This window comes from Solirubrobacter ginsenosidimutans, from assembly GCF_027587205.1.
Map to the genome: position 1 here is coordinate 448,103 of NZ_JAPDOD010000001.1, position 26,914 is coordinate 475,016.

Here is a 26,914-nt window from a genome sequence, read left to right on the forward strand (position 1 = left end):
GAGCACTCCCCAGCACTCCCTCCAAGGAGGACCAGAAATGCATCGTCTCCTGATCACCGCCGCCGTCGCGGCGCTGGTCGCCCTCGGCCTGACGTCCGCCGGCCAGGCCGCCGGTGGCGCCACGAAGGTGCAGACGCGACACGTCGCGCTCGGCACCATTCTGGTGGACGGCAGCGGCCGGACGCTGTACCTGTTCCAGAAGGACAAGTCGAGCAAGAGCACCTGCTCGGGCGCCTGTGCCGACGCCTGGCCGCCGGTGCTCACGACGGGCAAGCCGACGTCGGCCGGCTCGGCCCGCAAGTCGCTGCTCTCGACGAGTAAGCGCAGCGACGGCAAGACCCAGGTGACCTACAACGGCCACCCGCTCTACCGCTTCAGCGGGGACTCCAAGCCCGGCCAGACCAAGGGCAACAAGGTCAACGCCTTCGGCGCCCGCTGGTACGCGGTGACCGCCGCCGGCAAGCGCGTCGGCGGCTACTGAGTTAAAACGCCGATCCGGTGTGCAGAATGCTCACCGGATCGGCGATATCCATGGGCAGGCTGTACAGCTCTTGTAGGTCATCGGAGAAACCTTGCGCAAGAGCCGGTCGCGTGATGATCTTCCCGGCAATGTTTGAGGAAGCGCAGCTGTATTCGCCGGTCACGCAGACCGAGTCCGGCGCCGTCGTGGTGCAGTTGGGCGCCGATCATCCCGGCTTCAAGGACCCCGAATACCGGGAGCGCCGAAACGAGATCGCGGCGTCCGCGCTCGCGTGGGTGCCGGGCACCGACCCGCAGCCCGTGGCGTACACGGACGCCGAGAACGAGGTCTGGCAGCTGATCTCGGCCGAGCTCGCGGTCAAGCACGAGCGCTACGCGGTGCGCGAGTTCCTCGAGGCCAAGGCCGCGGTCGGGCTGCCCGAGGACCGGGTGCCGCAGCTGGTCGAGGTGACCGCGGGGGTGGCGCCGCTGACCGGGTTCGCGTACCACCCGGCGCCCGGGCTCGTCGAGCTGCGCCAGTTCTACGGCTCACTCGCCGCGGGTGTCTTCCACTCGACGCAGTACGTCCGCCACCCGTCGCAGCCGCTCTACACGCCGGAGCCGGACATCATCCACGAGGTCATCGGGCACGGGAACATGCTCGGTTCGCCGCGGTTCGCCGCGCTCAAGCGCGCCGCGGGCGAGGCGACCCTGCGGGTCGAGTCCGAGGCCGCGTTGCAGGCGATCGCGGACGTCTTCTGGTTCACGATGGAGTTCGGCGTGATGTACGAGGACGGCGAGCTGCGCGCGTACGGCGCCGGCATCCTCTCCTCCTACGGCGAGATCGAGGAGTTCCGCTCGATGGAGATCCGGCCGCTGGACATCGCGGCGATGGCGACCGTCGACTACGACATCACCTCGTATCAGCCGGTGCTGTTCGGCGCGGCGTCGTTCGGGGAGCTGGAAGAGGTCGCGGGCGGGTTCTTCGCGAGTGTCGACGACGACACGCCGGAGCGGCTCGGCATCACCGTCGCCGCCTGAACGCGCAACGCACCGCGACAGGCGGTCGCGAAGCCACCTCGTCGTCCTCACTGAGGCAGGCCGCCGGGTCGAGGCGAACCTCGTGCGGCGGGGGTGTGTAACGAGAGCTGCCTGGCAGGAAGTTCTCGTTCCGCACCCCCATCCGCGCGCCAGCTCGACCAGTGCGAACTTGATCGAAATCCGCGATTCGCGCCTCAAACGCGCACGGTCGACCATGGCGACCGGAGGGGACGCCCCACCCGGCGCAGTTGACCTTCGTCCCTCTAGAGCAGGAACGTCGCCGAGACCAGCGCGCCCGTGAGGGCCGTGGCGACGACGAACTCACGCGCGCTGCCGGTCTTGATCCGCGCCCAGGCCGGCAGCATCCAGGTGGGTTTGGAGGAGAGCGGCGCCCACAGCGGGACGCCGGCGGGGGTGCAGGCGTCGGCGAGGACGTGCGCGCCGTAGCCGATCGCCATCCCGGCTCCCGCCGCGACGCCGAGGTCGGCGTCGGCCAGACCCACCAGCGCCCAGGTGGCGAGCGCGACGGCCGCGCAGGCGACGAGGGAATGGGTGATTCCGCGGTGGCGGAGGAGGACGAGTGGGCGGAGCGGGAGCCTGAGGAGCCAGCCCGCGAGGCGGGCGAGCGGGACGCGGCGCTCGACGCGCGTCCGGCGGTAGACGCGCGAGCCGGCACGGTCGGCGTCGGGCAGCAGCGAGCCGATCCACGCCGCCGCGAGCAGGGTTGCCGTCGTGGCTGCGGGCACGGCGAGCGCCGTGGCCGACACCGCGGCCACGCCGACCCCGGCGATCTGATGGGTGATCCAGCGCGTCCCGGCGACTCTAAGGGCGGCGCCGGACGACGCGAGCGAACTCCAGGTCAGGTCAGGCGCGACCAGAGCGAGCCGGAGGCCGGCCGGACCGGTGTGGCGAGCGGCTCCGGCTGCTGGGGGCGCGGCGGCTCCGCGGGCTCGGCGGGCTCGTCCGCGTCATCGTCCGCCCAGCGCAGCGCGACCGCGGCGAGACCCATGCAGATCGGCACGAGCAGCGAGAAGAAGGTGACGTTCCCGGCCGCGACGACCGCCAGGGCGTGCGTCACGAGGGCGGCCAGGCACCAGACGCTCAGCGGCTCGAGGTAGAGCTGCGCGAGGCGCCGCGCCTGCGGGTGCTCGACGCGGGCGAGTTGCACGCCGCAGGCCGCGGCGGCCGCGAGCAGGAGCAACACCGCGACGATCAGCGAGGCCTGCGCGGCGTCGTCGAAGAAGCCGGTCATGTCGTGGTCCCCCCGCCGCCGGTGCTCGGAGCGGGAGCGAGGTTGCCACCGCCGGGCTCGCCCTGGTCCGGGATCCCGCCGCCGGGCTGGCCCTGGTCCGGGATGCCACCGCCGGGCTCGCCCTGGTCGGGGATGCCACCGCCGCCGCCGAAGCCGGGCTCGCCACCGCCACCGCCACGCCGGCCGAAGCCGCCACCGCGGTGGCGGTAGCCGGGCTGCGGGTAGCCGGGCGCACTCTGCTCGGCTTGCGGGGTCGGCGTCGCGACGGGCGCGCCGGCGGGCACGGCCGGGTCGGCCGAAGCACTACGACCAACGGCTGCGAGCACCACCAAGAGCAGGACGAACGACGCGATCGCGCCGGCGCCCACGCGGCGATGCGCGAGCCGGCGCTCGTCCTGCACTGCTGCGAGGGTCTCATCCATCTCAACCCAGCATCGGGGTTCTTCCTAAGAGAAGGGGAAGACCTCGCGCCCGTGTGACGTGGGGGGTGCCCCGGCTAACTCTCGCCTGGCGAGACGTTCCCGGGGCACCCCCCCGGCGGTCAGCTGGGCGAGACGGCCTGCGCGTGATCCTGCGCGCTGGACTTGAGCTCGTCCGCGTGCTCCTGGCCGCTCTCCTTGGCCGTTTCGGCCGCGTCCTGCGCGACCTGCTTGCCGCGCTCGAGCGCTTCCTGGCCGGTCTCCTTCGCGCGCTCGATGACGTCGTCGGAGAGCGCACCCATGCGCTCGTCCTCGACGCGGGTCGAGGGGATGAGCATGCCGGCGAGGAAGCCGACGGCGACGGCGCCGACGGCGAGCCCGAGCGGGTTCTCCTCGGCGATGCTCTTGGCTCGCCGCGCCTGCTGCTTGACGTCGCCGCTGTCAGGCGTGGCACCGACGACGCGGTCCTTGACGCCCACGACGCGATCCTTCGCGCGCGCCTTGACGTCGGTCTTGTAACCGAGGGCGTCGACGGTCTCGCCCATCTCCAAGCGGGTCTGCACTATCTCTTCGCGGATCCGGTCTGGGTCTTCGCCCATTGGATGTCCTCCTTCACGGTTTCAACGGTTTGGGGTACGGGCGGCGTGGCGCTCTGCAGCGCCTTCTTGCCCGTCATTGCGAGCGCACCGGCAACGGCGAGCCACAACACGGTCACGATCAGCGCGGCCAGCCAGAGGGCGACCGCGCCGTCGAGGGCGATGATCAGCAGCGCCGTCAGCGCGCCGAGGCCGAGCAGCGCGGCGACACCCGCGCCGGCCAGCATGCCCGCGCCCTTGCCTGCCAGCTTGCCCTTCTCGGTGACCTCGGCCTGGGCCAGCTGGATCTCCTGGCGCACCAGGGTCGACGTCTGGCCGGCGAGCTCCTTGACGAGCTCGCCGAGGCTGCGTTCGCGCGCCTCGACAGGGTCGTGGGTGGCCATGGGACTAGGCGCCCCGTTCATGCGGCTCGGTGTAGAGCCCCTGGCCGGGAGCCTGGGGCGGGAGCGGCGCCGGCGGCACGTCCGCTCGCGCGCTCCAGTCGTCGTGGCGGGCGATGACATCGTCGGCCGCCAGCCCGGTGCGGCTCGTCGGCGCGCCGTTGGTCAGGCTGCGCGCCGTGGTCGGGGCATGCTCGAGGCGGCGGGAGCTCGAGGCCTTCAGGAAGCGCGAAGCGGCGAACCCGAGCGCGATGCCACCCGCGATGACCGCCCAGGGCTGGCGCCGGCCGAAGTCCTCGGCGTCGCGCAGGATGGTGTCCCCGTCGGAGCGCTTGAGGTAGTCGCCGAGCGACGCAGCGCGGTCCGCGGCCTGCTCGGCGAGCTTGGCCGGCTGGTCCTTGCCCTGCTTGCGGAGCTCTTCGCCGACGCTGCGGATGTCGTGCGCCGTGGCGCCAACGCGCTCGCCCGCCTCGGTGGACCGCTGATCCACCTGGTCACGGACGGTGCGTTTGGCTTGCTGCGCACCTTCCTGGGCTTTTTCCTTGGCCTGCTCCGTGGTGGAGCTGGGGCCATTGGCCGTAGTGGTTCCTGCAAAGCTGCTCATACCGGTTGGTCTTGCCGATGCCACGAGCGATCAGGCGTCGACCGGTGCGCGATGTGACCGGTTACATGGGCACGATTCGGACGAGCGGAAAAGTGACCGCCGACGTTTGGGCCGACGATGGCTCCGCTCCTAGCACACCCACGATGACGCGCCGATGAGCTTGCTGACACGCTGTCGGGCAACCGACAAAACCCATCATCAAAAGTCTTCAAGACTCTTCAACTCTTGACAGAAACCCTTCAGGGTCATATTCGTTGGGGCACCGCACCAAACGCGGTAATCCGGGCTGGAGGAGGAATAAATGGGTCGGTCCTTTGCTGCTGTGACGGCAGCGATCTTGGCGTGTCTGATCTGGACGGGAGCTGCGAGCGCACAGGCGCCGGTGGCTGCTGATTTCCAGAAGGTCACGCTCGATGACAACACGCAGAATCCGATGCAGCTCGACGTTGCTCCGGATGGGCGTGTTTTTTACGTGGAGCGCGATGGACGGGTGCAGATCTGGAAGCCGGACACCCGGCAGACCGTTACCGCGGGCAAGGTTCCCGTGACGCTGAGCCAGGAGAACGGGCTGCTCGGTATCGCGCTCGCGCCGGACTTCGCGTTCAGCAACTGGGTCTACCTCTTCTACTCCCAGCTGCCGGACAACACGCTCACGCAGGTCATCTCCCGCTTCAAGGTCAACGGCGACACGCTGGACCTTTCATCGGAGCAGAAGATTCTCACGTTCCAGCATCAGACGGACCAGTGCTGCCACTCGTCCGGAGCGCTCGGTTTCGGTCCTGACGGCAGCCTCTACGCGTCGACGGGCGACAACACCAACCCGTTCGACTCCGACGGCTTCGCGCCGCTGGACGAGCAGCCCGGCCGCGAGCACTGGGACTCCCAGCGCACGGCCGGCAACACCAACGACCTCAACGGCAAGATCCTGCACATCATGCCCAACGCGATCCCCACGGGACCGCCCGGCGTTGGCACGACGTACACGATCCCGTCCAACAACCTCTTCCCCGAGGCCCAGGACACCAATGACAAGACCCGGCCGGAGATCTTCGGCATGGGCTTCCGCAACCCGTTCCGCTTCACGGTCGACAAGACCACGGGCTGGGTGCTCATGGGTGACTACGGCCCCGACGCCGGCACGGGCAACGCGAATCGCGGGCCCCAGGGCAGCGTTGAATACAACGTGCTCACCAAGGCCGGCAACTATGGCTGGCCGTACTGCATCCGCAACAACGTGCCGTACAACGACTACGACTTCGCGACCAAGACCTCGGGCCCGAAGTTCAACTGCGACGCGCCGGTCAACAACTCCAAGAACAACACCGGCCTGACCAACCTGCCGCCGGCCATCGGCGCGAGCGCGTGGATGGGCTACACCGAGCAGGATCCGCGCTTCACGCCGGACCTCGGCACGGGCGGCGCCCCGATGGGCGGCCCGCGCTACCACTTCGATCCGACGCTCAGCTCGGACCGCAAGTTCCCCGCCTACTACGACAACAAGTGGTTCGTGGGCGAGTGGAACAACGGCACGATCAAGACCGCCGACCTCGACGCGAGCGGCAACATCTCGAAGTTCGCCCCGTTCGCCATCGGCTCGGGCTACCTGCGCCCGATGGACATCAAGTTCGGCCCGGACGGCGCGCTGTACGTGATCGAGTGGGGCTCCGGCTTCGGCGGCGACAACGCCGACTCGGGCATCTACCGGATCGACTACACCGCCGGTGACAAGGCGCCGATCGCGAACGCGACCGGCACGCCCACGACCGGCCTCGCGCCGCTGACCGTGCAGTTCAACAGCACGGGCTCGAGCGACCCCGAGGGCGGCCCGATCACCTACGCGTGGGACTTCAACGGCGACGGCAACGTCGACTCGACCGATCCCAACCCGTCCTACGTCTACACGGCCAACGGCGCGTTCACGGCGAAGCTGACGGTCAAGGACCAGACGGGCCTCACCGCCGTCGAGAACATCCCGATCACCGTCGGCAACCGCGCGCCGGTGATCACGTTCCAGACCCCGATCGACGGCCAGGTCGCCTCCTTCACGGACACCGTGCCGTTCAAGCTCTCGGTCTCCGATCCCGAGGACGGCACGACCGGCAACGGCATCAACTGCTCCGACGTGAAGGTCACGGTCTCGCTCGGCCACGACCAGCACGCGCACGACCTGTCGTCCACGACGGGCTGCGAGGGCACGCTGCACACCGGCCTGACCGCGGGCCACGGCCCGGAGGCCAACACCTTCACGGTCATCAGCGTCACCTACACCGACAAGGGCGGCCCGGGTGGCATCGTCCCGCTGACCGGCCGCGGCCAGGTCATCCTGCAGCCCAAGACCAAGCAGGCCGAGTTCTTCAGCTCGACCGGCCGGATCCCGGGTGCTGCCACGACCGGCGATCCCGGCGTGGTGACCGAGGACGCCACCGACGTCGAGGGCGGAGGCAAGGACATCGGCTTCATCGACGACGGCGACTACGTCTCCTACAAGCCGTACAACCTCCAGGACGTCAACGAGATGCGCTTCCGCGTGGCCTCGGCCGGCGACGGCGGCAACATCGAGGTGCACCTCGACTCGCCCTCCGGCACGCTCGTGGGCACGACGGCGGTCACACCGACCGGCGGCTGGCAGACGTACAAGCTGGTCTCGATGCCGCTGACCAACCCGCCGGCCGGGACGCACGAGCTGTTCGTCGTGTTCCGCAAGCCCGGCAGCACCAACTCGCTGATGAACGTCAACTGGATGGAGACGATCGGCAAGGGCGCCGCGGTGACCGCCGCGCCTGACGTGACCGGCTCGGCCACCCCGAGCACCGGCCCCGCGCCGCTGCCGGTCCAGTTCACGTCGACGGCGACCGATCCCGACGGGCCGGCCACCGATCTCTCCTACGCCTGGGACTTCGGCGTGCCGGGGACGACGACCGACACCTCGACGGCGCCGAGCCCGAGCTACACGTACGCCAACCCGGGCAACTACAACGCGGTGCTGACGGTCACGGACAAGCTGGGCGGTGTGACGACGAAGAACTTCCCGATCAGCGTCACCCCGGCCGCCTCCTGCAACACGACGTTCCGTGACGACTTCAACGGCACGGCACTGGACCCGAGCTGGTCGGTCGTCCGCCAGAGCCAGGCGCTCACCGTCTCCGGCGGCGCGGCGAACATCCTGACCGAGAACGGCGACGTCTACACCAACACCAACAACGCCAAGAACATCGTCCTGCGCCCGGCTCCGTCCGGTCCCTGGACGGCCACGATCAAGGTCAACGAGGCGGGCAACCGCCAGTACCACCAGGCCGGCCTGATCGTCTACGGCGACGACGACAACTACACGAAGTTCGACCGCCTGGCGACGTCGACGACCGACCCGGCGCAGGAGCACTTCGAGTTCATCAACGAGGTGGCGGGCGTGCCCCGCAACGCCGCGGCCGACGGTGGGCCGACGCTGACCTCGGCGTTCCCGGCGGACTGGTACATGAAGATCGAGTCCGACGGCTCGAAGATCAAGGGCTCCTACTCGCCCGACGGCGTCAACTGGACCGTCACGGGCCAGCTGGCCGACCTGCCGGCGAACGCCAAGATCGGCATCTTCGCGCTGGACAACGCGGCGACCACGCACGTGACCGCCAAGTTCGACTACTTCCAGCTCGACGGTGGCAGCGGCTCCGGCTCCGGCGGCGGCACCAACACCGGCCCGGGCGACGAGTTCGACGGCACGAGCCTGAACAAGAACATCTGGAACGGCATCGTCCGCGAGGACCCGTCGCTCTACAGCGTGGCCGGCGGCAAGCTGACCATGACCACGGTCAAGGCCGACGTGGATGGAGGCAACAAGAACTTCATCCTCCAGACCGCCGACCACACCGGCTCCGACTACGTGCTGGAGACCAAGCTCAGCGCGTGGACGCTGAACAACGACTACCAGCAGGCCGGCATCCTGATCTACGGGGATGACAACAACTGGGTGAAGTTCAACGCGATCTCCGATCAGAACAACACCCGCATCAACCGCATCGAGAACCGGTCGAAGGTGGCCGGAACGGTGATCAACCCCCAGCCCAACCTGGACGTGCCCGCCGGTGTCACGGCGATCTGGCTGCGGGTGACCAAGTCCGGCTCCAACTACCAGCTCGAGGTGTCCTTCGACGGCACCACGTGGCAGAGCCAGGGCGCGCCGACCACCAACGCCATGGTCGCGCCGAAGTTCGGCCTCTACACGGCCGGCGTGAACAACTCCAACGAGACGGCGACCTTCGACTACTTCAAGGTCAACGGCTCCACGGGTTGCTCGGGTGGCGGCGGCGGGAACACCCCGCCGGTCATCACCTCGGCCACGGCGACGCCGACCTCGGGCTTCGCCCCGCTGCAGGTGGCCGTCGCGTCCGCGGCGACCGACGCCGACGGTGACACGCTCACCTACGCGTGGGACTACGACGGCGACGGCACCACCGATGCCACCACGGCCTCCGCGAACACGACCTTCACGACCGCGGGCAACCGCAACGTGAAGCTCACCGTGAGCGACGGCAAGGGCGGCACGGCCACCAAGACGATCCCGGTGCAGGTGCTCGCCGCGGATGACAACAACGCGCGGTTCCGGGCCCTGGTGTTCTCGAAGACCACCGGCTTCCGCCACGACGCGATCCCGACCGGGAACGCGCTGATCGCCACGCTCGGCCAGCAGAAGAACTTCCAGGTCGACCAGACCGAGGACGCTTCGCTGTTCACCGACGCGGTGCTGTCCCACTACGACGTCGTCATCTTCAACTCGACGACGGGCGATCCGCTCAACGACGACCAGCAGGCCGCGTTCGAGCGCTACATCCGTGCCGGCCACGGCTACGTGGGCATCCACGCCGCGGCCGACAGCGAGTACGACTGGCATTGGTACGGCCAGCTCGTGGGCGGCTACTTCCGCAACCACCCGGACGGCACGCCCACCGCGACGGTGGTCACCGAAGACGCCGACGACCCCGCGGACGCCGGCCTGCCGGCCCGCTGGACGCGTACGGACGAGTGGTACAACTACAAGAAGTTCGACAACTCGAGCGGCGATGACTACAGCCCGCGCAACACCCCCGGTGTGCACGTGCTGCTCAAGCTCGACGAGTCGACCTACGCCGAGAACGACGGTTCCGACGGAACCGACGACGATCACCCGATCTCGTGGTGCCAGCGCTACGACGGCGGCCGCTCCTGGTACACCGGCATGGGTCACACCCAGGCCACGTACGCCGAGCCCGGCTTCCAGACGCACCTCGAGAGTGGCATCGAGATCGCGGCGGGTGTCCTGCCGGACGCCAACTGCGGTGTCACCTCCACGACGCCTCCGGGCACCGACGTCCCGGTGAGCGTGGGCGGCACGGTCCCGAGCGTGCTCGCGCTCAACATCGGCAACCCGATCGACCTCGGCACCTTCGTGCCGGGCGTGACCAAGGACTACACGTCCTCGGTCGCCGCGACGGTCACCTCCAGCGCATCGGCCGCGGCGCTCAGCGTCCTCGACCCGAGCGCGATCGCCACGGGCAAGCTCGTCAACGGCACGACGGCGTTGCCGCAGACGCTGCAGGTCAACGCCACGGACGCGGCACAGCCGACCGGCGTGTTCGCGCCACTCTCCACTACGGGCGCGGCACTGTCGCTGCTCGCCTTCCCCACCCCGGTGGGTGCGCACCCGGTGACGATCAACTTCAAGCAACCGATCGCCGCCACTGACAGCCTCCTGCGAGGCAACTACACGAAGACGCTGACGTTCACGCTGTCGGCGACGACGCCCTAGGGCAGGGGTCCATTCGCGCGCGCGGGGAGCTTTCGGGCTCCCCGCGCGTGGCGGGTCCCGCCGGTCCGGCTAGGCTCGAACGCATGGCGGACAACATTCGCGTCGTGCGAGGGTGGATCATCGTCGACGGCAGGCGGGGGGACGACGGGCGCGTCGTGCTCGGGACCGGCGACGAGCTCCGACTGAGCCCGTTCGACGCGCTTCAGGACCGCGCCGACGCGCAGGTCCCGGCGAGCGCGATCCTCAAGGCGTCGGTGCAGCGGCTGGCGTTCTGGCGTCGGTAGCGGGCAGCTCGACCGTCAGGCGCGCACCGGTCGCGTCGTTGACCGCCTCGACCTCCCCGCCGTGGGCGCGCACGAGACGGCGCGCGATCGCGAGCCCGAGGCCGGCGCCGGCGGTCGTTCGCGAGCGGTCGCCGCGGAAGAGCGGCTCGAACACGTGGGGGAGATCGGCGGGCGCGAAGCCGGGACCGTCGTCGACGACCTCGACCCGACGGCCTGACACCGTGAGCTGTACCCGCGTACGCGCGTGGCGCAGCGCGTTGTCGAGCAGGTTCGTGAACACCCGTTGCAAGGCCACAGGGTCGCCGTGGATCGGGACCGGGCCGTTGGTGACGACGTCGAGCTCGATCGCTCCGGCGTCGACGGTGTCGGCTGCGCGGCGCGCGATCTCGGCGAGGTCGCCGGGCTCGTGGGTGTGGTCGTCACGCGCGTACTCGGCCCGCGAGTAGGAGAACAGATCCCCGACGAGGCGGTCGAGGTGGGCGGCTTTGGCCTGGGCGCGCGCGAGTGCGTCGCCGTCCCCGATCCCGCGCTCGATCGCCTCGAGCGACCCGCGCAGCGTGAACAGCGGCGTGCGCAGGTCGTGGGCGATCGCCGTGACCAGGAAGCGGCGGTCGCGCTCGGCCGCGGTGGACGCGCCGAGCGCGGTGCCGAGCGCGGCGGCCATGCCGCCCATCGCGTCGGCGACCTGCGCGACCTCGCGAGCGCGGGTGGCGACCGGCTCGACGGCCAGCTCGCCGCCCGCGATCCGGTCCGCGTCGGCGGCCAGGCGGGCGAGCGGGCGCAGCACCCACCGGCGCAGGAGGCCGACGGCGAGCACCAGCGCGGCGATCAGCCCCACCACCGCGGCGCCGAGCGCGATCGCCCAGCGCGCGGTGGCGCTCTCGCGCGGGACGAACAACATGCCCTGCGCGTAGCCGAGCGAGACGTCGACGGTGCGGAACTCGTTGCCGAGCCGCTGCTTGCCGTCCGGGGACTTGACGGTCGCCTGCAGGCCCGGCGTGGTCAGCGCGAAGGCCTTCGACGACTCGTAGACCTGCTTGATCTTCTCGCCCGCCAGCGGCTGGTCGGCGCGCTTGTCGATGGGGACGACGTCGGCCTCCACGCCCAGGTCGGTGAGCTGCGCGAGAACGGCCGAGCGCCCCGCTTCGGTGTCGAACGAGCCGCTCTCGAGCACGCGCACCGCGGCGGCCGTGTGTGTCTTCTCTCGCCCGGCCTGCCACGCACCCGCGGCGAACCACGCGCCGAGCCCGGCGGCGAGTGGAGCGGCGAGCGCCAGCAGGAGCCCGAGGGCGAGCCAGGTGCGCAGCGAGAGCGAGCGGGTCATGCCGCCGGCGGGTCGAAGCGGTAGCCGACGCCCCACACGGTCGCGATCAGCTCGGGCTCGAGCTTCTCGCGCAACCGCCGCACGTACACCGCGACCGCGCTGCGATCGCCCCACGAGCCCCACACCCGTTCGTAGATCTGCTCGCGCGTGAGCACCTGGCGCGGGTGGTCGATGAACAGCGCGAGCAGTTCGAACTCGCGTGCGGTGAGCGCGACCAGGCGCCCGTCGGCGGTCACCTCGTGGGCGCCCGAGTCCACGGTGAAGCGTCCGAAGACCCGCCGCGCCGTGTCGCGCGGCTCGCTGCGGCGCAGCACCGCCTTCACCCGCGCGACGACCTCGGCGGGCGTGGCGGACTTGACGATGTAGTCGTCGGCGCCGAGCGCGAGCCCGCGCAGCTTGTCCTCGTCCTCGCCGCGTGCGCTCAGGAACAGCAGCGGCACGTCGGAGTGCTCGCGGATGCGGCGGCAGACGTCGAAGCCGGAGCCGCCGGGGAGCATGACGTCGAGCAACACGCACGCGATCGCGTGGGTGCCGAGCGCGTCCAGCGCACCCGCCGGGTCGCGCGCCGCGACGACCCCGAAGCCCTCGACGGCGAGGAAGTCCGTGAGCAGCCCCACGATCTCCGGTTCGTCCTCGACCAGCAGCACGATGGACACGCCGCCCAGTCTCGCGCGTCCTCACGCACCCGCGACGCGTTTTCCACGGATATTCATGATTGTCCGCGCGACGGCTCGCTCCCGCGGGAACCTGACCCGCCTCGGCACCAGGCCCTCGGGTCGCAGCAGCATGATCAGCACCAGGAGAAGGCCGTAGATCCCGGAGCTGATCATCGAGAGATCGAAGTCGAGCCCGAGGTCGCGGGGAAGGCCGGCGAGGACCGAGGGGAGGAGGTAGTTGTTGATCACCGACAGCACGATCGCGCCGACGACGACGCCCCAGATCGAGCCCAACCCGCCGAGCACGACCATCGCGAGGATGAAGATCGAGAACGAGAACGTGAACTGATGCGGGTCGACGGTGGTCAGGTATGACGCGAGGAACGCGCCCGCGATGCCGCCCAGCGCGGCCCCGGTCGCGTAGGCCTGGAGCTTGGTGCGCACGATCGGGACGCCCGCGCTGGCCGCCGCCGCCTCGTCGTCGCGCAAGGCCATCCACGCCCGCCCGATGCGCGAGTCGCGCAGCCGGACGTTGACGACCAGCGTCAGCGCGACGAGCGCGAGGGCGAACCAGTACCAGGGGCGCAGGTGCAGCGCGTCGAAGCGCCCGGCGAACGGGAGGTCGATGGGGTCGATGACGGAGATGCCACTCGGCCCGCCGGTGAGCGATCCGCCGAACAGCGAGATCTGCCGGCCGTTGGACACGATCTGCCCGATGATCTCGCCGAACGCGAGCGTGACGATGCCGACGTAGTCGCCCCGCAGCCGCAGCGTCGGGAGCCCGATCAGCAGGCCGGCCACGGCCGTGGCGATCGCCGCCAGCACGAGGACGATCAGGAAGTTGAGGTGGATGCCCGGGACGTGGGCCTCCGGCCCGCCGACGAGGAACGCGACGTGCGTGTTCGCCCAGAACCCGGAGCCGAAGTAGGCCGTCACGTGCGCCCCGATCGCGAAGAACGCGACGTAGCCGAGGTCGAGCAGGTTCGCGAACCCGACAACGATGTTCAGCCCCAGCGCCATCACGACGTAGGCCGCCGCCAGGACCATGTTGTGCAGCGCGATCCCGCCCGGGTTCAGGAAGAGCGGCAGGACGGCGGCGGCACCGAGAGCGGCGAGCGCCTGCGCGCGAGGGGTCATGTCGTGCCCCGCTTGCGCCGGTAGTACGCGCGGTTCTTGATGCGGTTGCCGCAGATCGCCATCGCGCACCACGTCGCCGAACGGTTCTTGGAGCGATCGAAGAACGCGTACTCGCACTGCCGACAGGCCTTCATGCGCGACCAGTCCCCGCCCAGTTGCGCCTCGTGCAGGATGCCGAGCAACATCGCCACGGCCCCGTCGACGCCTTCGCCGGTGGGCTGGAGCGCGGTTCGCCCGTTGGCATCGACGACGACGCTGAGCGCCGCCAGGGCCGAGACGTCGCGGATCGCCTCGCTCGCCGCCGCTGCCGAGTGGCCGGCCTGGTTGGCGATCGCGAGCGCGCGGATCCCTTCCCGCAGCGCGCGCAGCCGGGTCACGTCGGCGTCCGTGATCGCGTCGCCGGGCCCGATCAGCGCCTTCGCGAGCAGCCACGCCTGCGCCTTCTCCGGCGTGCCGATGCGGTCCCACTCGTCGGGGAACTCGTGGTTGTGGGTGTTGACGAAGCGCTGCAGCAGCTCGAGCCGCCCGGGCGCCTTCGGGCGCCCACCGGGCTCGATCTGCTCACCCACCCGCCGCTTGTCGCGCTCGTCCATCGCCACGAGCACTCTGCCATCTAACCAGCAAAACGTCAATGCTGGTCAGATGGTGTTCTAGCTACGCTCCCGGCGTGGAGAGCAGTCGCTGGGCGTGGATCGTCGGGGCCGTCGTGGTGGTGCTCACCGGTGCGGGGCTCTACTTCGCCTACTCCGCGCATCGCAACCGCGAGAGCGCCGAGGCGTGGCAGCGGCGGGCGGGAACGCTCGAGCGCACCCTGACCGGGCGGACGCGCCAGCTCAACACGCGCACTGCGGCGCTCAACAAGACCGCGGCTTCGCTGAAGCGCTCGGAGGCGGACGTGCGCACGCTCGAAAGCCGCCAGCGCGCGCTCGCCGACGAGAAGGCGCAGGTCGAGGACGTGCGCGGCGCGCTGGAGATCCAAGCCACCTCGCTCGCCCGGCTGGCGGGTGAGCAGCGCGGGTGCACGAGCGGGTTGTCGGAGCTGCTGAACCGGTATGCGGCGGAGGACTTCGACTGGGTCGACGCCAACGCGGACAGCGTGAATGAGACCTGCAGCCAGGCGAGCGCCGACTTCGCGGCGCTCGAGAGCGCGGGCGGCGGCTGAGGCGTGGCGCGCCGGCTCGCGTGGTTCTCGTTCGTCGCCGTCGGGGTCGTCGCGGTGGCGGCGGCCGTGCTCGGCGTCGGCATCACGCCGCGCCCACAGCCCGCGCCGCTGCCCAAGGTCGCCGCCGTCACGTCCGTCGCGCAGAAGACGCTGGCCCACGCGCCGCAGCGCCTCGCCCGCGACACGCTCCGGCGCGCGGCCGAGCGCCTGACCCTGCGCGTGCGCAACATCTCCTGTCAGGGCATCGCCACGGGGTCCGGCTTCGCGATCGACGCCCACACGATCATCACCAACCGTCACGTGCTCGCGGGCGCCTCGATCCTCGAACTGAACACGTGGGACGGCACGTCGCTGGACGCGGACGTCGACGAGTCCTCGACCGGCCGCCTGGTCGACATCGGCGCGACCAAGGTCGCCGGGAAGGTCCCGGCGATCGCGGAGCTGGGGCCGGACCCGAAGCCCGGCCAGGCGGTGACCGCCGTCGGCTATCCGCTCGGCGGGCCGCTCACGCTCTCACCGGGACGCGTCGTCCAGTACCTCGACGGCAGCCAACTGCCCGCCTCGATCGCGTTCGGCGCCAAGGTGATGCAGGTCTCGAGCCGGATCAAGCACGGCAACTCCGGCGGCCCGCTGCTCGACCGCCGCGGGCGCGTCGTGGGTGTGATCTTCGCGGGTGAGCCGGGCGCGACCGATCAGGACTACATGAAGGTCGCCTACGCGATCCCGCTGTCCGCGGTCCGGCAACTGATCCAGGCCGGCGGCCAGCAGGCCGTCGTGCCCTGCGCCTGACTCAGCCGTCGCGCAGGGCGGCGAGCGCGGCGCGGAGCATCGGCACGACGGCGTCGTAGCCGGCGCCGTCTGTCTTGGTCTCCTCCGCGAAGCGCCGCTGCATCGTGAGCAGGGTCGTGAGCACGGCGGAGGCCAGCGCGCGGGCACCGATCGCGTCCGCCGGCAGGCCGGCCTCCTCGGCGATCGCCAGCCTGATCCCGATCCTGACCATCGGCATCCTCTTCGGCCTGGCGATGGATTACCAGGTATTTCTCGTGTCAGGCATGCGCGAAGCCCACGCGCACGGCGCCAGTGCCCAGGACGCCGTACGCAAGGGCTTCCACGGCTCAGCCCGTGTGGTCACCGCCGCGGAGCTGATCATGGTCAGCGTGTTCGAAGGCGCGCGGCTCGCGCCCGCGCCGGTGCCACAACCCGCGTGACTATCCGCCGGTGCCGCTCTGCGCCGGCTGCGTCCCGAGCGTCACGTGCAGCTGCGTCGTGCTCGAGCCCCGGACGACGGTCACATCGACCTGCGCGCCGGGCTTGAGCGCCGCGATCGCGGCCACGAGGCCGTTCTGGTCGGAGACCGTGGCATCGCCGAGCTTGGTGATGACATCGCCCGCCTGCAGCCCTGCCGCCTGCGCGGGCCCGCCGGAGGTGATCCCGGCGACGGTGACGCCTGAGGTGCTCGAGGACGCGTCGGAGGTCGAGACGCCGAGGTAGGCGTGCTCGACGGCCTTGCCCGCTTCGAGCGTGGTGAGCTCGGACTTCACGAGGTCGATCGGGACCGCGAAGCCGACGCCGGAGCTCTGCTCCGAGCTGCCGTCGGTCGCGATCTGGTCGGCGATGCCGATCACGTTGCCCGAGGAGTCCAGGATCGGGCCGCCGGAGTTGCCCGGGTTGATCGCGGCGTCGATCTGCAGGGCGTGCGCGACCGTGAAGCCGTTCGGCGCCTGGATGGTGCGGTCGACGCCGGAGATGATCCCCGTGCTGATGCTGCGTTCGTACCCGAACGGGTCACCGACCGCGGCCACGGCCGCGCCGACGTCGATCGACGACGAGCTGCCGAGCTTGAGCGGGCTGAGCTTGAGCCCTGACGGGTCGATCTTGAGCACGGCGATGTCCGTCGCGTCGTCCTTGCCGAGCACGGTCGCGGTGCGGGTGGTGCCGTCGGCGAGCTTGACGGTGACCGAGGACGCGCCGTCCACCACGTGCGCGGCGGTGACGATGTGGCCCTGCGTGTCGACCTCGAACCCGGTCCCGGTGGCGGTCCCGGTCGATTGCTGCGGCGTGCCGCCGTTGCTCGTCACGCCCTTGGACGTGATGTCGACGACGCCCGCGGAGGTCGAGGCGTACAGCGCCTCGGCGTCGAGTGCCGTCGACGCGGCGCTCTCCTGTGACGTCGTCGACGCGGCGCCGGTCACGACGGTCGTCTTCGTCGTGTCATGGCCGAGGTTGCCCGTCGCCGCGAGCGCGGCCACGCTCGTGCCACCGCCCAGCAACGAACACACGACCAGCAGGACGGGGAGCGGCGGGCGGCGCCGGCGCCGGTCCGGCGGTTGCGGGTCATCAGGCGGCGGCGGACCCCCGCCGTTGCGGTCAGGTGGGAGCGCCGCCGGCGGGCCGTCATCGGACCAGAGCGGACGCCGCGGTGGAGGAGAGAGCACGGAAGGAGACATGGCCCCGAGCCTCACGCCCCGGCCTTAGCGTCGCCTCCACGAAAGCTGAGAGAACCCTGGGGGCAACAGCACCCTATGAGGGGGTCAGACCCCTTAACAAAGTTTTTGGCTCTGCAGAGCCGTTTGAATTATTAAGGGGTCTGACCCCTTGGTGGGAGGAGGTCGGTGAGCGTGTGGCCGCTGACGACGGATTCGGGGCGCTCGGCGACGATGTCCGAGCCGGGGCGGGCGGCGTCGTCGCGGCGCTTGATCAGCAGCCACTGGGGCTTGGCTCCCGGGCGGGTGCGCTGGAGGGCGAAGCCGCCGCGGAGCTTCTCGCCGTGCAGGACGAAGACGGCGTGGCCGCGCTCGAGCGCTTCGGGCCAGGCGACGCGGCCGCCCTGTTCGTAGGTCCCGCGGTCCCAGATGATCACGGCGCCGTTGCCGGTCGCGCCCTCGAAGTCGTTGTGGCTGAGGCTGTGGTCCTCGACCTCGACCGCCAGGCGCTTGGCGGCCGGATCGAGCGAGGGTCCCTTGGGCACGGCCCAGGAGCGCATCACGCCGTCGACCTCCAGGCGCACGTCGTAGTGGTGCGCGGTGGCCTGGTGCTCCTGGACGACGAAGACGCCGGCGCTGACGCCGCGGATCGCGAACTGCTCGTGGCCTTCGACGCGTCCGCGTTCACTGGCGGCCGTCTCGCCAAATGCGGCGAGGAGCGCCTCGACCGCGTCGGGCGGGCCCTCGGCGTGCAACTCCCCGGTCGGCCGGACCCATCCCATCACACCGAGTTCGCGGGCTTTGGCGACGATCGGCCCGGGGTCGATCGGGCCGCCCGCAGCGGCGCGGACTGCCCGTTTGCGTGCGGGTGGCGACGCCATCACCCGAGCCTATTAGGCTCATCGGTGTCGTGAGTGACGCCGTCGAGCCAGAGGACATCGTGCTGGTCTGTGTGCGTGGGCGGACGTTCTACGCGCGCGTGCTCGGCGCCGAGCGGCTCGGCCGGCTCGCGATCGCGCCGCTCGATCCCGCTGTCCGCGCGCGCTCGGCGCAGGTCTCGGACCTGCGCGGGCACTGGAGGCACCAGGGCGATCCGCGCCCGCCCACCGCCGACGACAAGCAGGCCAGCTTCGACCACCTGCTCGACCACTGACTACCGCGACGCTCGCTCGAGGGCGTCGAGGTGGCCCGCGACCGGGCCGGCGGTGAGCAGCCCGCTGCCGGCGCCGGCGAGCTCCCGCGCCGCGGGTGCGAGGTGGGTTGCGGCACGCTGCATCGCGGGGCGGTCGCCGACGGCGACGGCGGCGCGCGCCGTGAGACACCAGAGGGCTTCGAGCAACAGGTCGCGCGGAGGGTCCGGAACGGCGCGCAGGGCGGCTGCCGCGCGATCGCGGCGGCCACGGGCGAGCAGCACGTGCGGCCGGGCCCACGGTTCGTACGGCCCCCAGTCGGCATCCGTCTGCGCGCCGAGCCCGCGTCGCACCCGCTCACACAGCAGCGCAAGCGGGAGCAGGCCGTGCTCGAGGCCCGGCATGCCGGCGCCGTCCAGGCCCTTGGCGGCCGCGCGGTAAGCCGCTTCGATGACCGTGAACGGCGCGTCTTCGGTCGCCGCCAGCCGCAGCGCCCGGTACCAGCGCGTGAAGACGGCGACGAGCGGTCGCTCGTGCCGCTCGTCCAGCCGGTCCGCGGCGGCGGCGTGGCGATCGGCCGCGGCGAAGTCACCGAGCGCGCTGCGCGCCTGGAGCCGGATCAGGTGGCCGAGGACCTCGGAGCTCATGAAGTCGTGGCGGGTGGCGAGGGCGATCAGCTCCGCGCCGATCGCGTCGCGCTCCGGTGCGAGACCGGCGCGCGCGAAGGTCTGCATGAACGTGCCGTTGAGGGCGAACGCCAGCAGCGCGGGGTCGTCGAGACGGCGGGCGATCGCCTCGGCCTGCCGGGCGGCTGCGGGGCCGCGCGCCCTGCTCGTCCCGCGCGATTCGAGCGCGATCGTGGCCAGCAGCCGCGCCCGCGCGACCTCGTGCGCGGTGTCGTCGAGCGCCGCCAGCGTGCGCTCGGCGGCCGCCACGATCCAGGCGGCCTGCGCGGGGTCGTCGGCGCGGGTCCAGATCGCGGGCACGTCGTAGGCGCCGATCACGCGGGCCGTCAGGAGTGGATCGCCGAGCTCCTCGGCCGCCGCGATCGCCGCCACCCGCTGCCCGCGGGCGGCTTCGAGGCCGCCGCCCCCGGTCACGGCCAGGTCGCGCAGGAGCCCGACCGTCGCCTCCAGGCGAGCGCGGGCGCCCGAGGCCACGACGCGATCGTACGCCGCGGCCGTCTGCGCCCACACCTGTCCCACGCCCGCGTCGGCCGTGTCGGCGTGATGCAGGATGTCGCCCTCCAGCGCGCGCAGGGCCGGCCCGGGATCGACGCCGAGCTGATCGCTCAGCAGCGTGCGCGCGCGCCGGAGCACGGCGAGGGCGTCGCCCTGGCGGCCGCTGCGGTAGAGCGCGAGCGCCAGCAGCCGCCAGCCCTCCTCGCGCCAGGGGTGCTCGGCCACGTGGGCGTCCAGCGGCGGGACCGCCTCGGCGGCGCGGCCGAGGGCGAGGCGCGCCTCGGCGACCCGCTCGACGGCGTGCAGGCGGAGCTCGGTGAGCCGGGAGCGCTCGACGCGCGCCCAGTCCTCGTCCGCGAACTCCGCGTAGGCGGGGCCGCGCCACCACTCCAGCGCGGCGATCAGCCCGGTGAGCGCGTCCTTCGCCGGCAGCGCCGCCGCGGCCGCCACCGCGTCCTCGAACCGCCAGGCGTCGACGGCCTCGGCGCGCAGCGCGTAGCCGGGACCGTCGGTGACCAGCAGGCGAGCGGGCGTGCGCGGCGCCCGCTCGGGTTCCAGCGCCACGCGCAGGTCGCCCACGAACGTCCGGATCGCGCCGGTCGCACCCGCCGGCGGATCGACCCAGAGATCCTCGACGATCCGCCCGACGGTGACGACCTCGCCGCGCGCGACGATCAGCCGCGCCAGCACCGCACGGTGCCGCGGGCCCTTCAGCGCGATCCGGTCGCCGGCGACATCCCAGGCCACGACCGGCCCCAGCACCCCGAACTCGACCGGCATCGCGGCGCATCTTCGCTGATCGGTTGCTGATCGGCCCGCGCCAGGCTCCGCGCCATGATCACCGGCTTCGACTACCAGCGGATCGCGGTCGCCGACGGCGTCGCGCTCCACACCGCCATCGGCGGCGCGGGCAGCCCGATCGTGCTGCTGCACGGCTTCCCGCAGACCCACGTGATGTGGCGCCACGTCGCGCCCGCGCTCGCCGCCGAGCACACCGTCATCTGTCCCGACCTGCGCGGGTACGGCGCCAGCGACAAGCCGGGGGAGGAGGGCGACGCGTACGCCAAGCGCGCCATGGCGGCCGACGTCGTCGCGCTCGCGCGCGCGCTCGGGCACGAGCGCTTCGCGCTGGTCGGCCACGACCGCGGCGCACTCGTCGCGTTCCGGGCCGGGCTCGACCATCCGGACGCGATCACCCACCTCGCCTGCCTCGATGTGCTCCCGACGCTCGACATGTGGGACGTGCTGCACGGCGCCCGCGCCGCTGTCGCGTTCCACCTCTACCTGATGGCCCAGCCGCCCGGCCTGCCCGAGCAGCTGATCGCCGGCAGCGCCGACGCCTTCTTCGGCCATTTCCTCGACGCCTGGGGACCGGTCGAGCCGGACATGCGCGGGGTCTACCTCGACGCCTGCCGTGCCGCGGTGCCGTCGATCGTCGCCGACTACCGCGCGTCCGCGGGCGTCGACGTCGAGCACGATCAGGCGGACCGCGACGCCGGCCGCCGGCTGCGGATGCCGGTCACCGTGCTCCAGCAGGACTGGGGCGCCGCGCTCGGTTATGACGCCGCCGCGGTGTGGCAGCGGTGGGCAACGGACCTCGAGCACCGCACCGTCGGCTACGGCCATTTCATGGCCGAGGCGGCGCCGGCCGAGGTCACGCACGCCCTCCGCGAGCTCCTCACGCGTTGACCCTATTGCGACCGGCATGCGAACGTGAGAGTGTCGGCGGGTGCTCCCACTGCGTGTCGTGGTCGCCTGCGCCGCCGCCTTGTGCGTGACGGCCGCGAGCGCCGCGGCGGCCGGCGGCGTCGGTGGTCTCACCCAGCTGCCGGGGAAGAGCGGGTGCGTCGGTGAAGGCGCCGGAGCAGAATGCGCTCACGCGCGAGAACTCGCCCACGCCACCGGTCTCGCGATCTCGCCCGACGGCCGCAACGTGTACACGACGTCGTTCTCGACCGGTGCCGTCGCCGCGTTCGTGCGCGGGTCCGACGGGGCGCTGCGGCAGCTCGCGGGTGACTCGGGCTGCGTGTCCGAGCAGCGCGGCTCGGGCTGCACGCGGGTGCCGGGGCTGCTGCGGGGTACGACCAACGTGACCGTCAGCGATGACGGGCGCAACGTCTACGTCGCGTCGCTCACGTCCGACCAGCTGACGGTGCTGCGCCGCGGCGGCGACGACGGCCGCCTGCGCCGCGTCGGCTGCCTGAGCTATCGCCACCGTCCCGGGTGCCGGCGGGACGGTCGTCTCTATGGCATCACGAAGGTCGTCACCAGCGCGGACGGGCGCAGCGCCTACGCGATCACCGATGCCGCGCTCGTCGGCTTCGCCCGCGACGGCGCGACCGGAATGCTGCGCCCGCTGCACGGGCGCTCCGGCTGCGTCGGGGGCGGACCGAGCTGCGTCCGCACGGAGGACTTCGGCGTGCCCGACGACGTCGCCATCGCGCCCGACGGGCGCTCCCTGTACGTCGTCGATTCCGAGCTCGCAACGATCGTCGGCGTCGTGCGCGATCCCGCCTCCGGCGCGCTGAGCGTGCACGCGGCGGCGCGGGGCTGCGCGGACGACACGCCGGCCGTCGCGTGCCCGAGCGCGGCGCTTCCCGGCGCGACGGCGGTCGAGATCTCCCCCGACGGCCGTTTCGCCTACACCGGATCGACGCGCGCCGCGGGGCCGGTGAGCTTCGCGCTGGGGAATGAGCCGGGTCTGCTCCAGCGCGTCGTGTCCCCGCCGGTGGCGGAGTCGCGGATGACCGATCCCTACGACATCGACGTCTCGCGCGACGGCACCCGGGTGTATCTCGCCGGAGCGGGGCCGATCCGGATGTCGGCGTTCGCCGCCGACCCGGCGACCGGCGTGCTCACCCAGCTCGACGGGCCCGGGGGCTGCGTCGCCGCTCGCGCCGGCAAGGGCTGCGAGACAGGCCACGACGTCACGCTCCCGCGCTATCTCGTGGTCAGCCCGGACGGTCGAAACGTCTACGTGACCTCCGCGCGCGCCGGCACCGCGACCTCCAGCGGGACCGTGACGGCGTTCGCCTCAAGCACCGCGCAGGGTGCGCAGGCCGAGGCGGGTCAGGGCGCCGCGCAGCTCCTCGTCGGGGAGCTGGGCGAGGCGCCGTAGGACCGGGGCGAGGTCGTTGAGGATCCCAGTAGGCGGCGGCCTGGTCGGGGGTTGGATCACGATGCCACCAGCGCCAAGGCGCAACGTGAGCTCGGCTGGACCCCACGCTCCTGGGAGGACGCGGTCACCGCCACCGCGGAGAGCCTGCTGGCGCTCGCCCCGGCGCGGCGCGCCGGGGCGACCGCCGGTGCCTAGGGTGTGGTGGTCGACAGGGTGAACGTCAGCGTCTTGCTGTACGCCCCGGTGCGCAGCGCGTCGGTGGCACCGATGTGCTGCTTGAAGCCGATCGTCACCGCGTCGTGTGACACCGGCGCGGTCCAAGCGGACTTCGAGAACGAGACCTCCAGCGGCGACGGGAGCGAGAACGTCCCGTTCGTCAGGTGGCCCGGGTCGGATACCGTCAGCGCCGCGTCACCCGCCGTCGACACGATGTCCGCCGTCGTCGACGCGGTGTAGTCCTTCGCCACACCCGCCGTGAACGGGCCGAAGCTCGCCGGTGTGCCCAGCGTCAGCGCCAGTGTGGCCGGCACCGTTGCGTTCACCGCGCCGTCGGCCATCGTCGCGACCGGGACCGGGTCGCCGACGCTGGCGATCCGGAAGTGGTCGAACGCCACGTCGAGGTCTGTCGACGTGCCGCCGCGGTTGAACGCGACGACACCCGCCTGCGTGGCCTCGACGTTGAGCGTGGTGGAGCCCATGAACCGGTAGACACTTCCGTCCGTCGAGTAGTACGCCTTGTACGTGCCGCCGGACTTGGCGAGCCGCAGCCAGATGGCGCCGTTCGCACCGACGATGCGCTGCGCGTCGGCGCCCGTGACCTGCAGCGTCGTGGCCGTGCCGTTCTGCTCGCGGATGACGACCACGCGGAGCCGGTTGATGGGCTGCGTCGAGGCGCTCATCTCCCAGGCCAGCTTCACGTAGTTGTTGTCGTTGGCGTAGGCGATGATGCCGCCCTGCTCGTTGTTGTTGGCCAGCGGGCGCGAGAAGACGAGCTTGGAGTCGGTGACCCAGTCGCCGTTGACGTCCTGCAGCGCGAGGTTCTTCGCCGTGTTGGCGGTGCCCTGGAGGTCGCCGTTCTGCGCGGTGATGACCAGCGACCCGCCGGCCACGCGCCACCTGCTGTCGTCCGGGCGCACGAGATGCCACTGCGAGCCGAGGCCCGCACCGGTGAACTCGTCACTGCCGGTGTTCGCGACGTCGAGGTTGACGGTGTAGACCGTCGAGGCGGCGCCGTTGGTCACGGTGACCTTCGCCTGGCCGTCGATCGCTGTCGCCGGCTCGACGACCACCGTCGCGGCCGGATCGGCGGCCGTGGCCTCGACCTTGGCGATCGTGGTCACGCCCTTGGGCAGGACGGCGTTGTAGCTGAGGACCTGCGGCTTGAGCGAGAGCGACGTGCCGTTGACCCGCAGCCCGGCGAGCGTCGTGTCGGGGACGAGGTTGAAGACGTAGTTCTTCACGATCGGCCCGAAGAAGTCGTCCTTGGTGACCTTCACCACGGCCTGGCCGGGAACGGTCGTCGCCTGGGTGACGATCTCCGCGTGCGTGGCCGGGTCGGCGGTCTTGACGGCGGTGATCGCCGGCGACGCGCCGGCGGCCACCGGGATCGAGTAGGCGGCGGCGGACAGGTTGAAGCCGCCGAGCTCCTTCCCGCCGACGACGATCTTCGCCGACAGCGGCCCGCCGTCGACCGGGACTTCACGCTGGCTGAACTCCTGCCAGTAGCCGATCAGCGTGTCCCGCCAGGTGGCGGCATCGGCCTCGTGGGTGGCGAGTTTGCTCTTGACCTCGCCGAACCGCCGGGTGCCGATGTAGGGCTGCAGCGTGTCCCATGTCTCCCGCATCCAGGTCACGTACTCGACGCCCATCTGGTAGCGGTAGACGAGTTCGTCCCAGAACGTCCGGCCGTCGTTCATCCGGTAGCCCCAGGGCACGTGGTGGAACCATCCGAGCAGGTTCTCGGGCGTCGTGGCGATGTTCCCGTAGCGCTGCTCGAGCGTCGGGAAGTACTGGGCGACGAAGTTGCTGCCGGTGGGGGAGCGGTCGAAGCCCAGGCCGGCGCTGTCGGCCTTGTTGTAGTAGACGGGGCTGAAGTCGTCCTGGGTGACCCACTCCGACGGGTTCGGGCCGTAGTGGTCGCTCGACCTGAACTGATGCGCCACGCCGAGCGGGGTCTGGTAGCTCACCAGCGCCTCGCGCGAGCCCATCATCATCTGCACGATGGTGTCGACGGCGTGGGCGTCGTTGGTCCATGTCATCCGCACCCACTCGCGCGCGATGTCATCGGACTTCAGCGTCCAGTCCCATGCCTGGCGCCCGAACGCGTACAGGTTCGCCTGCGAGAAGTGATTGCCGGTCAGGTTGTCGGCGTTGCCGAGGTTGGCCACGCCGACGATCGCCGTGTCCTTGTGTCCCTGGGCGCTGCCGTCGACGATGTTGCCGACGAGCCGTTTGTCGGCCGGCGCGTTGGTGGCGTACGTGTCGCTCTTGAGAGCCTCCTCCCACATGGGTGCCAGGAACGTGAGCATCTTGTTCTGCCCCGTGTACTCCTGTGTCACCTGCAGCTCCAGCGCCTGGTTGGTGTTCTCCATCCGGCCGAGCATGGGGTGGATCGGCTCGCGCCCCTGGAAGTCCAGCGGGCCGTTCTTGGTCTGCAGGAACACGTTGTCCTCGAAGCGGCCCTTCGTCCCGTCCGGCTGCGGCTCGTCGTCGATGTAGTTGAACTCGAGATACGCGCGCTTGAGCCGGTCGTTGTCGACGTCGGCGTTGTAGACGAACGTGCGCCAGAAGACCTTCATCCCCAGCGCCGAGACCGCGGACGCGATGCCATTGGCGCCGTCCCCGTGGTCGTAGCCGAAGTCCTGCGGCCCGGGCTGGCCCTCGGAGTTGGCCTTGACGGTGAAGCCCATGAAGTCCGGGATCGCGGCCTGCAACTGCTGGGCCTTGCGGGTCCACCAGCCGCGGAAGGCGGCGCTGTGCGGGTCGAGCTGCTGGTTGGTCAGGACGTCGGGGGCGAAGCGGGTGTCCGTCGGCGCCGTGTAGTTGATCGCCAGCGAGATCTTCACGCCGTACGGGCGCAGCGCGTCCGCGAGCGCCGCCTCCTGGGCGATGTACGCCGAGGTCAGATAGACGTTGTTGGCGTTGACGAGGTTGATCTCGAAGCCGTTGATCCCGAGCGAGGCGAGCGCGCGGGCCACCACGATGTAGCGGTCGAGGATCACCGGGAGGTTGCGCGTGGCGCTCGCCCCGGTGGCGGCGAAGTTGAAGATCGTCCCGTTCTCGCCGTTGAGCCCGCCGGTGCCGGCCGCGTTGTTGCCGGCGTAGAGCCGCGTGCCCTCCCAGTTGTCGAGGTGGCGATTCTTGATCTTCGGCGACGTGGAGATGTTCAGGCTCGCGATCGGCTTCTGGGTCTGCAGCAGGCGCAGGAAGCCGAACGTCCCGTACAGCGCGCCGATCTCCGTCTTGCCGGCGATCACGGTCGTCTTGCCGACCGTGCGGATCAGGTACCCCTCGTCGCCCACCGCGTTGACGTCCGCGGCGCTGAAGGCCTGGCTGACGGCGTCCGAGCTCGCGCGCGTGCCGACGATGATCGCGCCGTCGGGCACGCCGCCCGCCGAGCTGCCCGCCTGCACCGGGACGGTCTGGCCGAGCAGCCCGCCGAGGCCGCGCACCAGCTCGTCGCGCGCGGCTTGCAGGCTGGTCTCTTCGAGCTTCTCGGCGGAGCCCGTCTCCATCCGCAGGTTGGCCGTCGCGCGGAACACCTTGTTCTGATCCGCGTTGTCGACCACGATCGTGGTGGCCGACGCCTTGTACTGCGCGAGCAGCGCCGGATCGCTCACCGGCACGTAATGCAGCCACATCTCCGAGCCGCTGTACGTGTCGTCCGGCGCAGCGCTGGCAACGGCCGGTGCGAACAGCGACAGCGCGGCGACGGCCGCGCACACCAGCGTCTGGGTCCCTCTCCTACCCATG

At 71.1% G+C, this 26,914-nt stretch carries 24 protein-coding genes and 1 pseudogene; 11 read left to right on the plus strand and 14 right to left on the minus strand.

Features of this window, described 5'->3' with window-relative positions; all coding sequences use genetic code 11:
* Positions 1–37 precede the first annotated feature (37 nt).
* On the plus strand, positions 38–481 hold the full coding sequence (locus tag OM076_RS01960; RefSeq protein WP_270037670.1) for a COG4315 family predicted lipoprotein: 444 nt from the start codon (positions 38–40) through the stop codon (positions 479–481).
* 128 nt (positions 482–609) lie between these two features.
* Positions 610–1,500, plus strand: coding sequence for a phenylalanine 4-monooxygenase (locus tag OM076_RS01965; RefSeq protein WP_270037671.1), 891 nt, complete (start codon positions 610–612; stop codon positions 1,498–1,500).
* A gap of 263 nt (positions 1,501–1,763) precedes the next feature.
* On the opposite strand, the gene OM076_RS01970 is transcribed toward OM076_RS01965, so the two are convergent.
* The 6 genes from OM076_RS01970 to OM076_RS01995 form a co-directional block, all read right to left on the minus strand.
* Positions 1,764–2,378 (minus strand): metal-dependent hydrolase, encoded by a 615-nt coding sequence (locus OM076_RS01970; protein WP_308214330.1) that lies wholly within the window; start codon positions 2,376–2,378, stop codon positions 1,764–1,766.
* On the minus strand, positions 2,360–2,752 hold the full coding sequence (locus tag OM076_RS01975; RefSeq protein WP_270037672.1) for a hypothetical protein: 393 nt from the start codon (positions 2,750–2,752) through the stop codon (positions 2,360–2,362). Before OM076_RS01975 ends, OM076_RS01970 begins: the two co-directional genes overlap by 19 nt.
* Entirely contained in the window at positions 2,749–3,174 is a 426-nt protein-coding gene (locus OM076_RS01980; protein ID WP_270037673.1) for a hypothetical protein, read from the minus strand. Before OM076_RS01980 ends, OM076_RS01975 begins: the two co-directional genes overlap by 4 nt.
* A 119-nt stretch (positions 3,175–3,293) precedes the next feature.
* Positions 3,294–3,770, minus strand: coding sequence for a DUF3618 domain-containing protein (locus tag OM076_RS01985; RefSeq protein ID WP_270037674.1), 477 nt, complete (start codon positions 3,768–3,770; stop codon positions 3,294–3,296).
* Positions 3,734–4,150, minus strand: coding sequence for a phage holin family protein (locus OM076_RS01990; RefSeq protein WP_270037675.1), 417 nt, complete (start codon positions 4,148–4,150; stop codon positions 3,734–3,736). Before OM076_RS01990 ends, OM076_RS01985 begins: the two co-directional genes overlap by 37 nt.
* 4 nt (positions 4,151–4,154) lie before the next feature.
* The gene (locus OM076_RS01995; protein WP_270037676.1) at positions 4,155–4,637 is read right to left on the minus strand and encodes a hypothetical protein; all 483 of its coding nucleotides are present in this window, start codon (positions 4,635–4,637) and stop codon (positions 4,155–4,157) included.
* A gap of 496 nt (positions 4,638–5,133) precedes the next feature.
* Here OM076_RS01995 and OM076_RS02000 point away from each other — a divergent pair, with 496 nt between their 5' ends.
* Together OM076_RS02000 and OM076_RS02005 are read left to right on the plus strand one after the other, a co-directional pair.
* Positions 5,134–10,527 carry a ThuA domain-containing protein gene (locus OM076_RS02000; protein ID WP_270037677.1) on the plus strand — a complete coding sequence of 1,798 codons (5,394 nt, stop codon included), beginning with the start codon at positions 5,134–5,136 and terminating at the stop codon, positions 10,525–10,527.
* Positions 10,528–10,610: 83 nt separating this feature from the next.
* A complete protein-coding gene (locus tag OM076_RS02005) occupies positions 10,611–10,811 on the plus strand; it encodes a hypothetical protein (RefSeq protein ID WP_270037679.1) in 201 nt (66 codons plus the stop codon).
* On the opposite strand, the gene OM076_RS02010 is transcribed toward OM076_RS02005, so the two are convergent.
* Genes OM076_RS02010 through OM076_RS02025 form a run of 4 tightly spaced genes read right to left on the minus strand, consistent with a single transcriptional unit; the run spans position 10,771 to position 14,521 of the window.
* Positions 10,771–12,135, minus strand: coding sequence for a HAMP domain-containing sensor histidine kinase (locus OM076_RS02010; protein ID WP_270037680.1), 1,365 nt, complete (start codon positions 12,133–12,135; stop codon positions 10,771–10,773). The genes OM076_RS02005 and OM076_RS02010 overlap by 41 nt on opposite strands.
* On the minus strand, positions 12,132–12,791 hold the full coding sequence (locus tag OM076_RS02015) for a response regulator transcription factor (protein WP_270037681.1): 660 nt from the start codon (positions 12,789–12,791) through the stop codon (positions 12,132–12,134). Before OM076_RS02015 ends, OM076_RS02010 begins: the two co-directional genes overlap by 4 nt.
* Positions 12,792–12,812: 21 nt before the next feature.
* The gene (locus OM076_RS02020; RefSeq protein ID WP_270037682.1) at positions 12,813–13,928 is read right to left on the minus strand and encodes a branched-chain amino acid ABC transporter permease; all 1,116 of its coding nucleotides are present in this window, start codon (positions 13,926–13,928) and stop codon (positions 12,813–12,815) included.
* The gene (locus tag OM076_RS02025) at positions 13,925–14,521 is read right to left on the minus strand and encodes a CGNR zinc finger domain-containing protein (protein ID WP_270037683.1); all 597 of its coding nucleotides are present in this window, start codon (positions 14,519–14,521) and stop codon (positions 13,925–13,927) included. Before OM076_RS02025 ends, OM076_RS02020 begins: the two co-directional genes overlap by 4 nt.
* A gap of 74 nt (positions 14,522–14,595) precedes the next feature.
* On the opposite strand from OM076_RS02025, the gene OM076_RS02030 reads away from it, so the two are divergent.
* The 3 genes and pseudogenes from OM076_RS02030 to OM076_RS02040 form a co-directional block, all read left to right on the plus strand.
* Positions 14,596–15,090: a hypothetical protein gene (locus OM076_RS02030; protein WP_270037684.1), complete on the plus strand. Its 495-nt coding sequence runs from the start codon at positions 14,596–14,598 to the stop codon at positions 15,088–15,090.
* Between the two features lie 3 nt (positions 15,091–15,093).
* Positions 15,094–15,879, plus strand: a complete 786-nt coding sequence (locus OM076_RS02035; protein ID WP_270037685.1) for a trypsin-like peptidase domain-containing protein — start codon at positions 15,094–15,096, stop codon at positions 15,877–15,879.
* 182 nt (positions 15,880–16,061) lie between these two features.
* A pseudogene (locus OM076_RS02040) lies at positions 16,062–16,259 on the plus strand (MMPL family transporter); the annotation flags it as partial.
* Positions 16,260–16,298: 39 nt separating this feature from the next.
* Here the strand turns inward: OM076_RS02040 and OM076_RS02045 are convergent.
* Positions 16,299–17,537, minus strand: a complete 1,239-nt coding sequence (locus OM076_RS02045) for a S1C family serine protease (protein ID WP_270037688.1) — start codon at positions 17,535–17,537, stop codon at positions 16,299–16,301.
* A gap of 131 nt (positions 17,538–17,668) precedes the next feature.
* The gene (locus tag OM076_RS02050; RefSeq protein WP_270037689.1) at positions 17,669–18,394 is read right to left on the minus strand and encodes an acylphosphatase; all 726 of its coding nucleotides are present in this window, start codon (positions 18,392–18,394) and stop codon (positions 17,669–17,671) included.
* Between the two features lie 29 nt (positions 18,395–18,423).
* Here OM076_RS02050 and OM076_RS02055 point away from each other — a divergent pair, with 29 nt between their 5' ends.
* Entirely contained in the window at positions 18,424–18,666 is a 243-nt protein-coding gene (locus OM076_RS02055; protein ID WP_270037690.1) for a hypothetical protein, read from the plus strand.
* Here the strand turns inward: OM076_RS02055 and OM076_RS02060 are convergent, their stop codons facing one another.
* Positions 18,667–20,604: an AfsR/SARP family transcriptional regulator gene (locus OM076_RS02060; RefSeq protein ID WP_270037691.1), complete on the minus strand. Its 1,938-nt coding sequence runs from the start codon at positions 20,602–20,604 to the stop codon at positions 18,667–18,669.
* 54 nt (positions 20,605–20,658) lie between these two features.
* On the opposite strand from OM076_RS02060, the gene OM076_RS02065 reads away from it, so the two are divergent.
* The 3 genes from OM076_RS02065 to OM076_RS02075 are packed head-to-tail and all read left to right on the plus strand — an operon-like array spanning position 20,659 to position 23,137.
* On the plus strand, positions 20,659–21,513 hold the full coding sequence (locus OM076_RS02065; RefSeq protein WP_270037692.1) for an alpha/beta fold hydrolase: 855 nt from the start codon (positions 20,659–20,661) through the stop codon (positions 21,511–21,513).
* Positions 21,514–21,553: 40 nt separating this feature from the next.
* Positions 21,554–22,942 (plus strand): lactonase family protein, encoded by a 1,389-nt coding sequence (locus OM076_RS02070; RefSeq protein ID WP_270037693.1) that lies wholly within the window; start codon positions 21,554–21,556, stop codon positions 22,940–22,942.
* 51 nt (positions 22,943–22,993) lie between these two features.
* Positions 22,994–23,137, plus strand: coding sequence for a hypothetical protein (locus tag OM076_RS02075; protein ID WP_270037694.1), 144 nt, complete (start codon positions 22,994–22,996; stop codon positions 23,135–23,137).
* Here the strand turns inward: OM076_RS02075 and OM076_RS02080 are convergent.
* The gene (locus OM076_RS02080; protein WP_270037695.1) at positions 23,134–26,913 is read right to left on the minus strand and encodes an alpha-glucuronidase family glycosyl hydrolase; all 3,780 of its coding nucleotides are present in this window, start codon (positions 26,911–26,913) and stop codon (positions 23,134–23,136) included. The two genes, OM076_RS02075 and OM076_RS02080, sit on opposite strands and share 4 nt — an antisense overlap.
* Position 26,914 lies beyond the last annotated feature (1 nt).

Coding starts and splice junctions, on each gene's coding strand:
- OM076_RS01960 (WP_270037670.1), top strand. CDS start 38: ATGCATCGTCTCCTGATCACCGCCGCCGTCGCGGCGCTGGTCGCCCTC.
- OM076_RS01965 (WP_270037671.1), top strand. CDS start 610: ATGTTTGAGGAAGCGCAGCTGTATTCGCCGGTCACGCAGACCGAGTCC.
- OM076_RS01975 (WP_270037672.1), bottom strand. CDS start 2,752: ATGACCGGCTTCTTCGACGACGCCGCGCAGGCCTCGCTGATCGTCGCG.
- OM076_RS01980 (WP_270037673.1), bottom strand. CDS start 3,174: ATGGATGAGACCCTCGCAGCAGTGCAGGACGAGCGCCGGCTCGCGCAT.
- OM076_RS01985 (WP_270037674.1), bottom strand. CDS start 3,770: ATGGGCGAAGACCCAGACCGGATCCGCGAAGAGATAGTGCAGACCCGC.
- OM076_RS01990 (WP_270037675.1), bottom strand. CDS start 4,150: ATGGCCACCCACGACCCTGTCGAGGCGCGCGAACGCAGCCTCGGCGAG.
- OM076_RS02005 (WP_270037679.1), top strand. CDS start 10,611: ATGGCGGACAACATTCGCGTCGTGCGAGGGTGGATCATCGTCGACGGC.
- OM076_RS02010 (WP_270037680.1), bottom strand. CDS start 12,135: ATGACCCGCTCGCTCTCGCTGCGCACCTGGCTCGCCCTCGGGCTCCTG.
- OM076_RS02020 (WP_270037682.1), bottom strand. CDS start 13,928: ATGACCCCTCGCGCGCAGGCGCTCGCCGCTCTCGGTGCCGCCGCCGTC.
- OM076_RS02025 (WP_270037683.1), bottom strand. CDS start 14,521: ATGGACGAGCGCGACAAGCGGCGGGTGGGTGAGCAGATCGAGCCCGGT.
- OM076_RS02045 (WP_270037688.1), bottom strand. CDS start 17,537: ATGTCTCCTTCCGTGCTCTCTCCTCCACCGCGGCGTCCGCTCTGGTCC.
- OM076_RS02050 (WP_270037689.1), bottom strand. CDS start 18,394: ATGGCGTCGCCACCCGCACGCAAACGGGCAGTCCGCGCCGCTGCGGGC.
- OM076_RS02060 (WP_270037691.1), bottom strand. CDS start 20,604: ATGCCGGTCGAGTTCGGGGTGCTGGGGCCGGTCGTGGCCTGGGATGTC.
- OM076_RS02065 (WP_270037692.1), top strand. CDS start 20,659: ATGATCACCGGCTTCGACTACCAGCGGATCGCGGTCGCCGACGGCGTC.
- OM076_RS02080 (WP_270037695.1), bottom strand. CDS start 26,913: ATGGGTAGGAGAGGGACCCAGACGCTGGTGTGCGCGGCCGTCGCCGCG.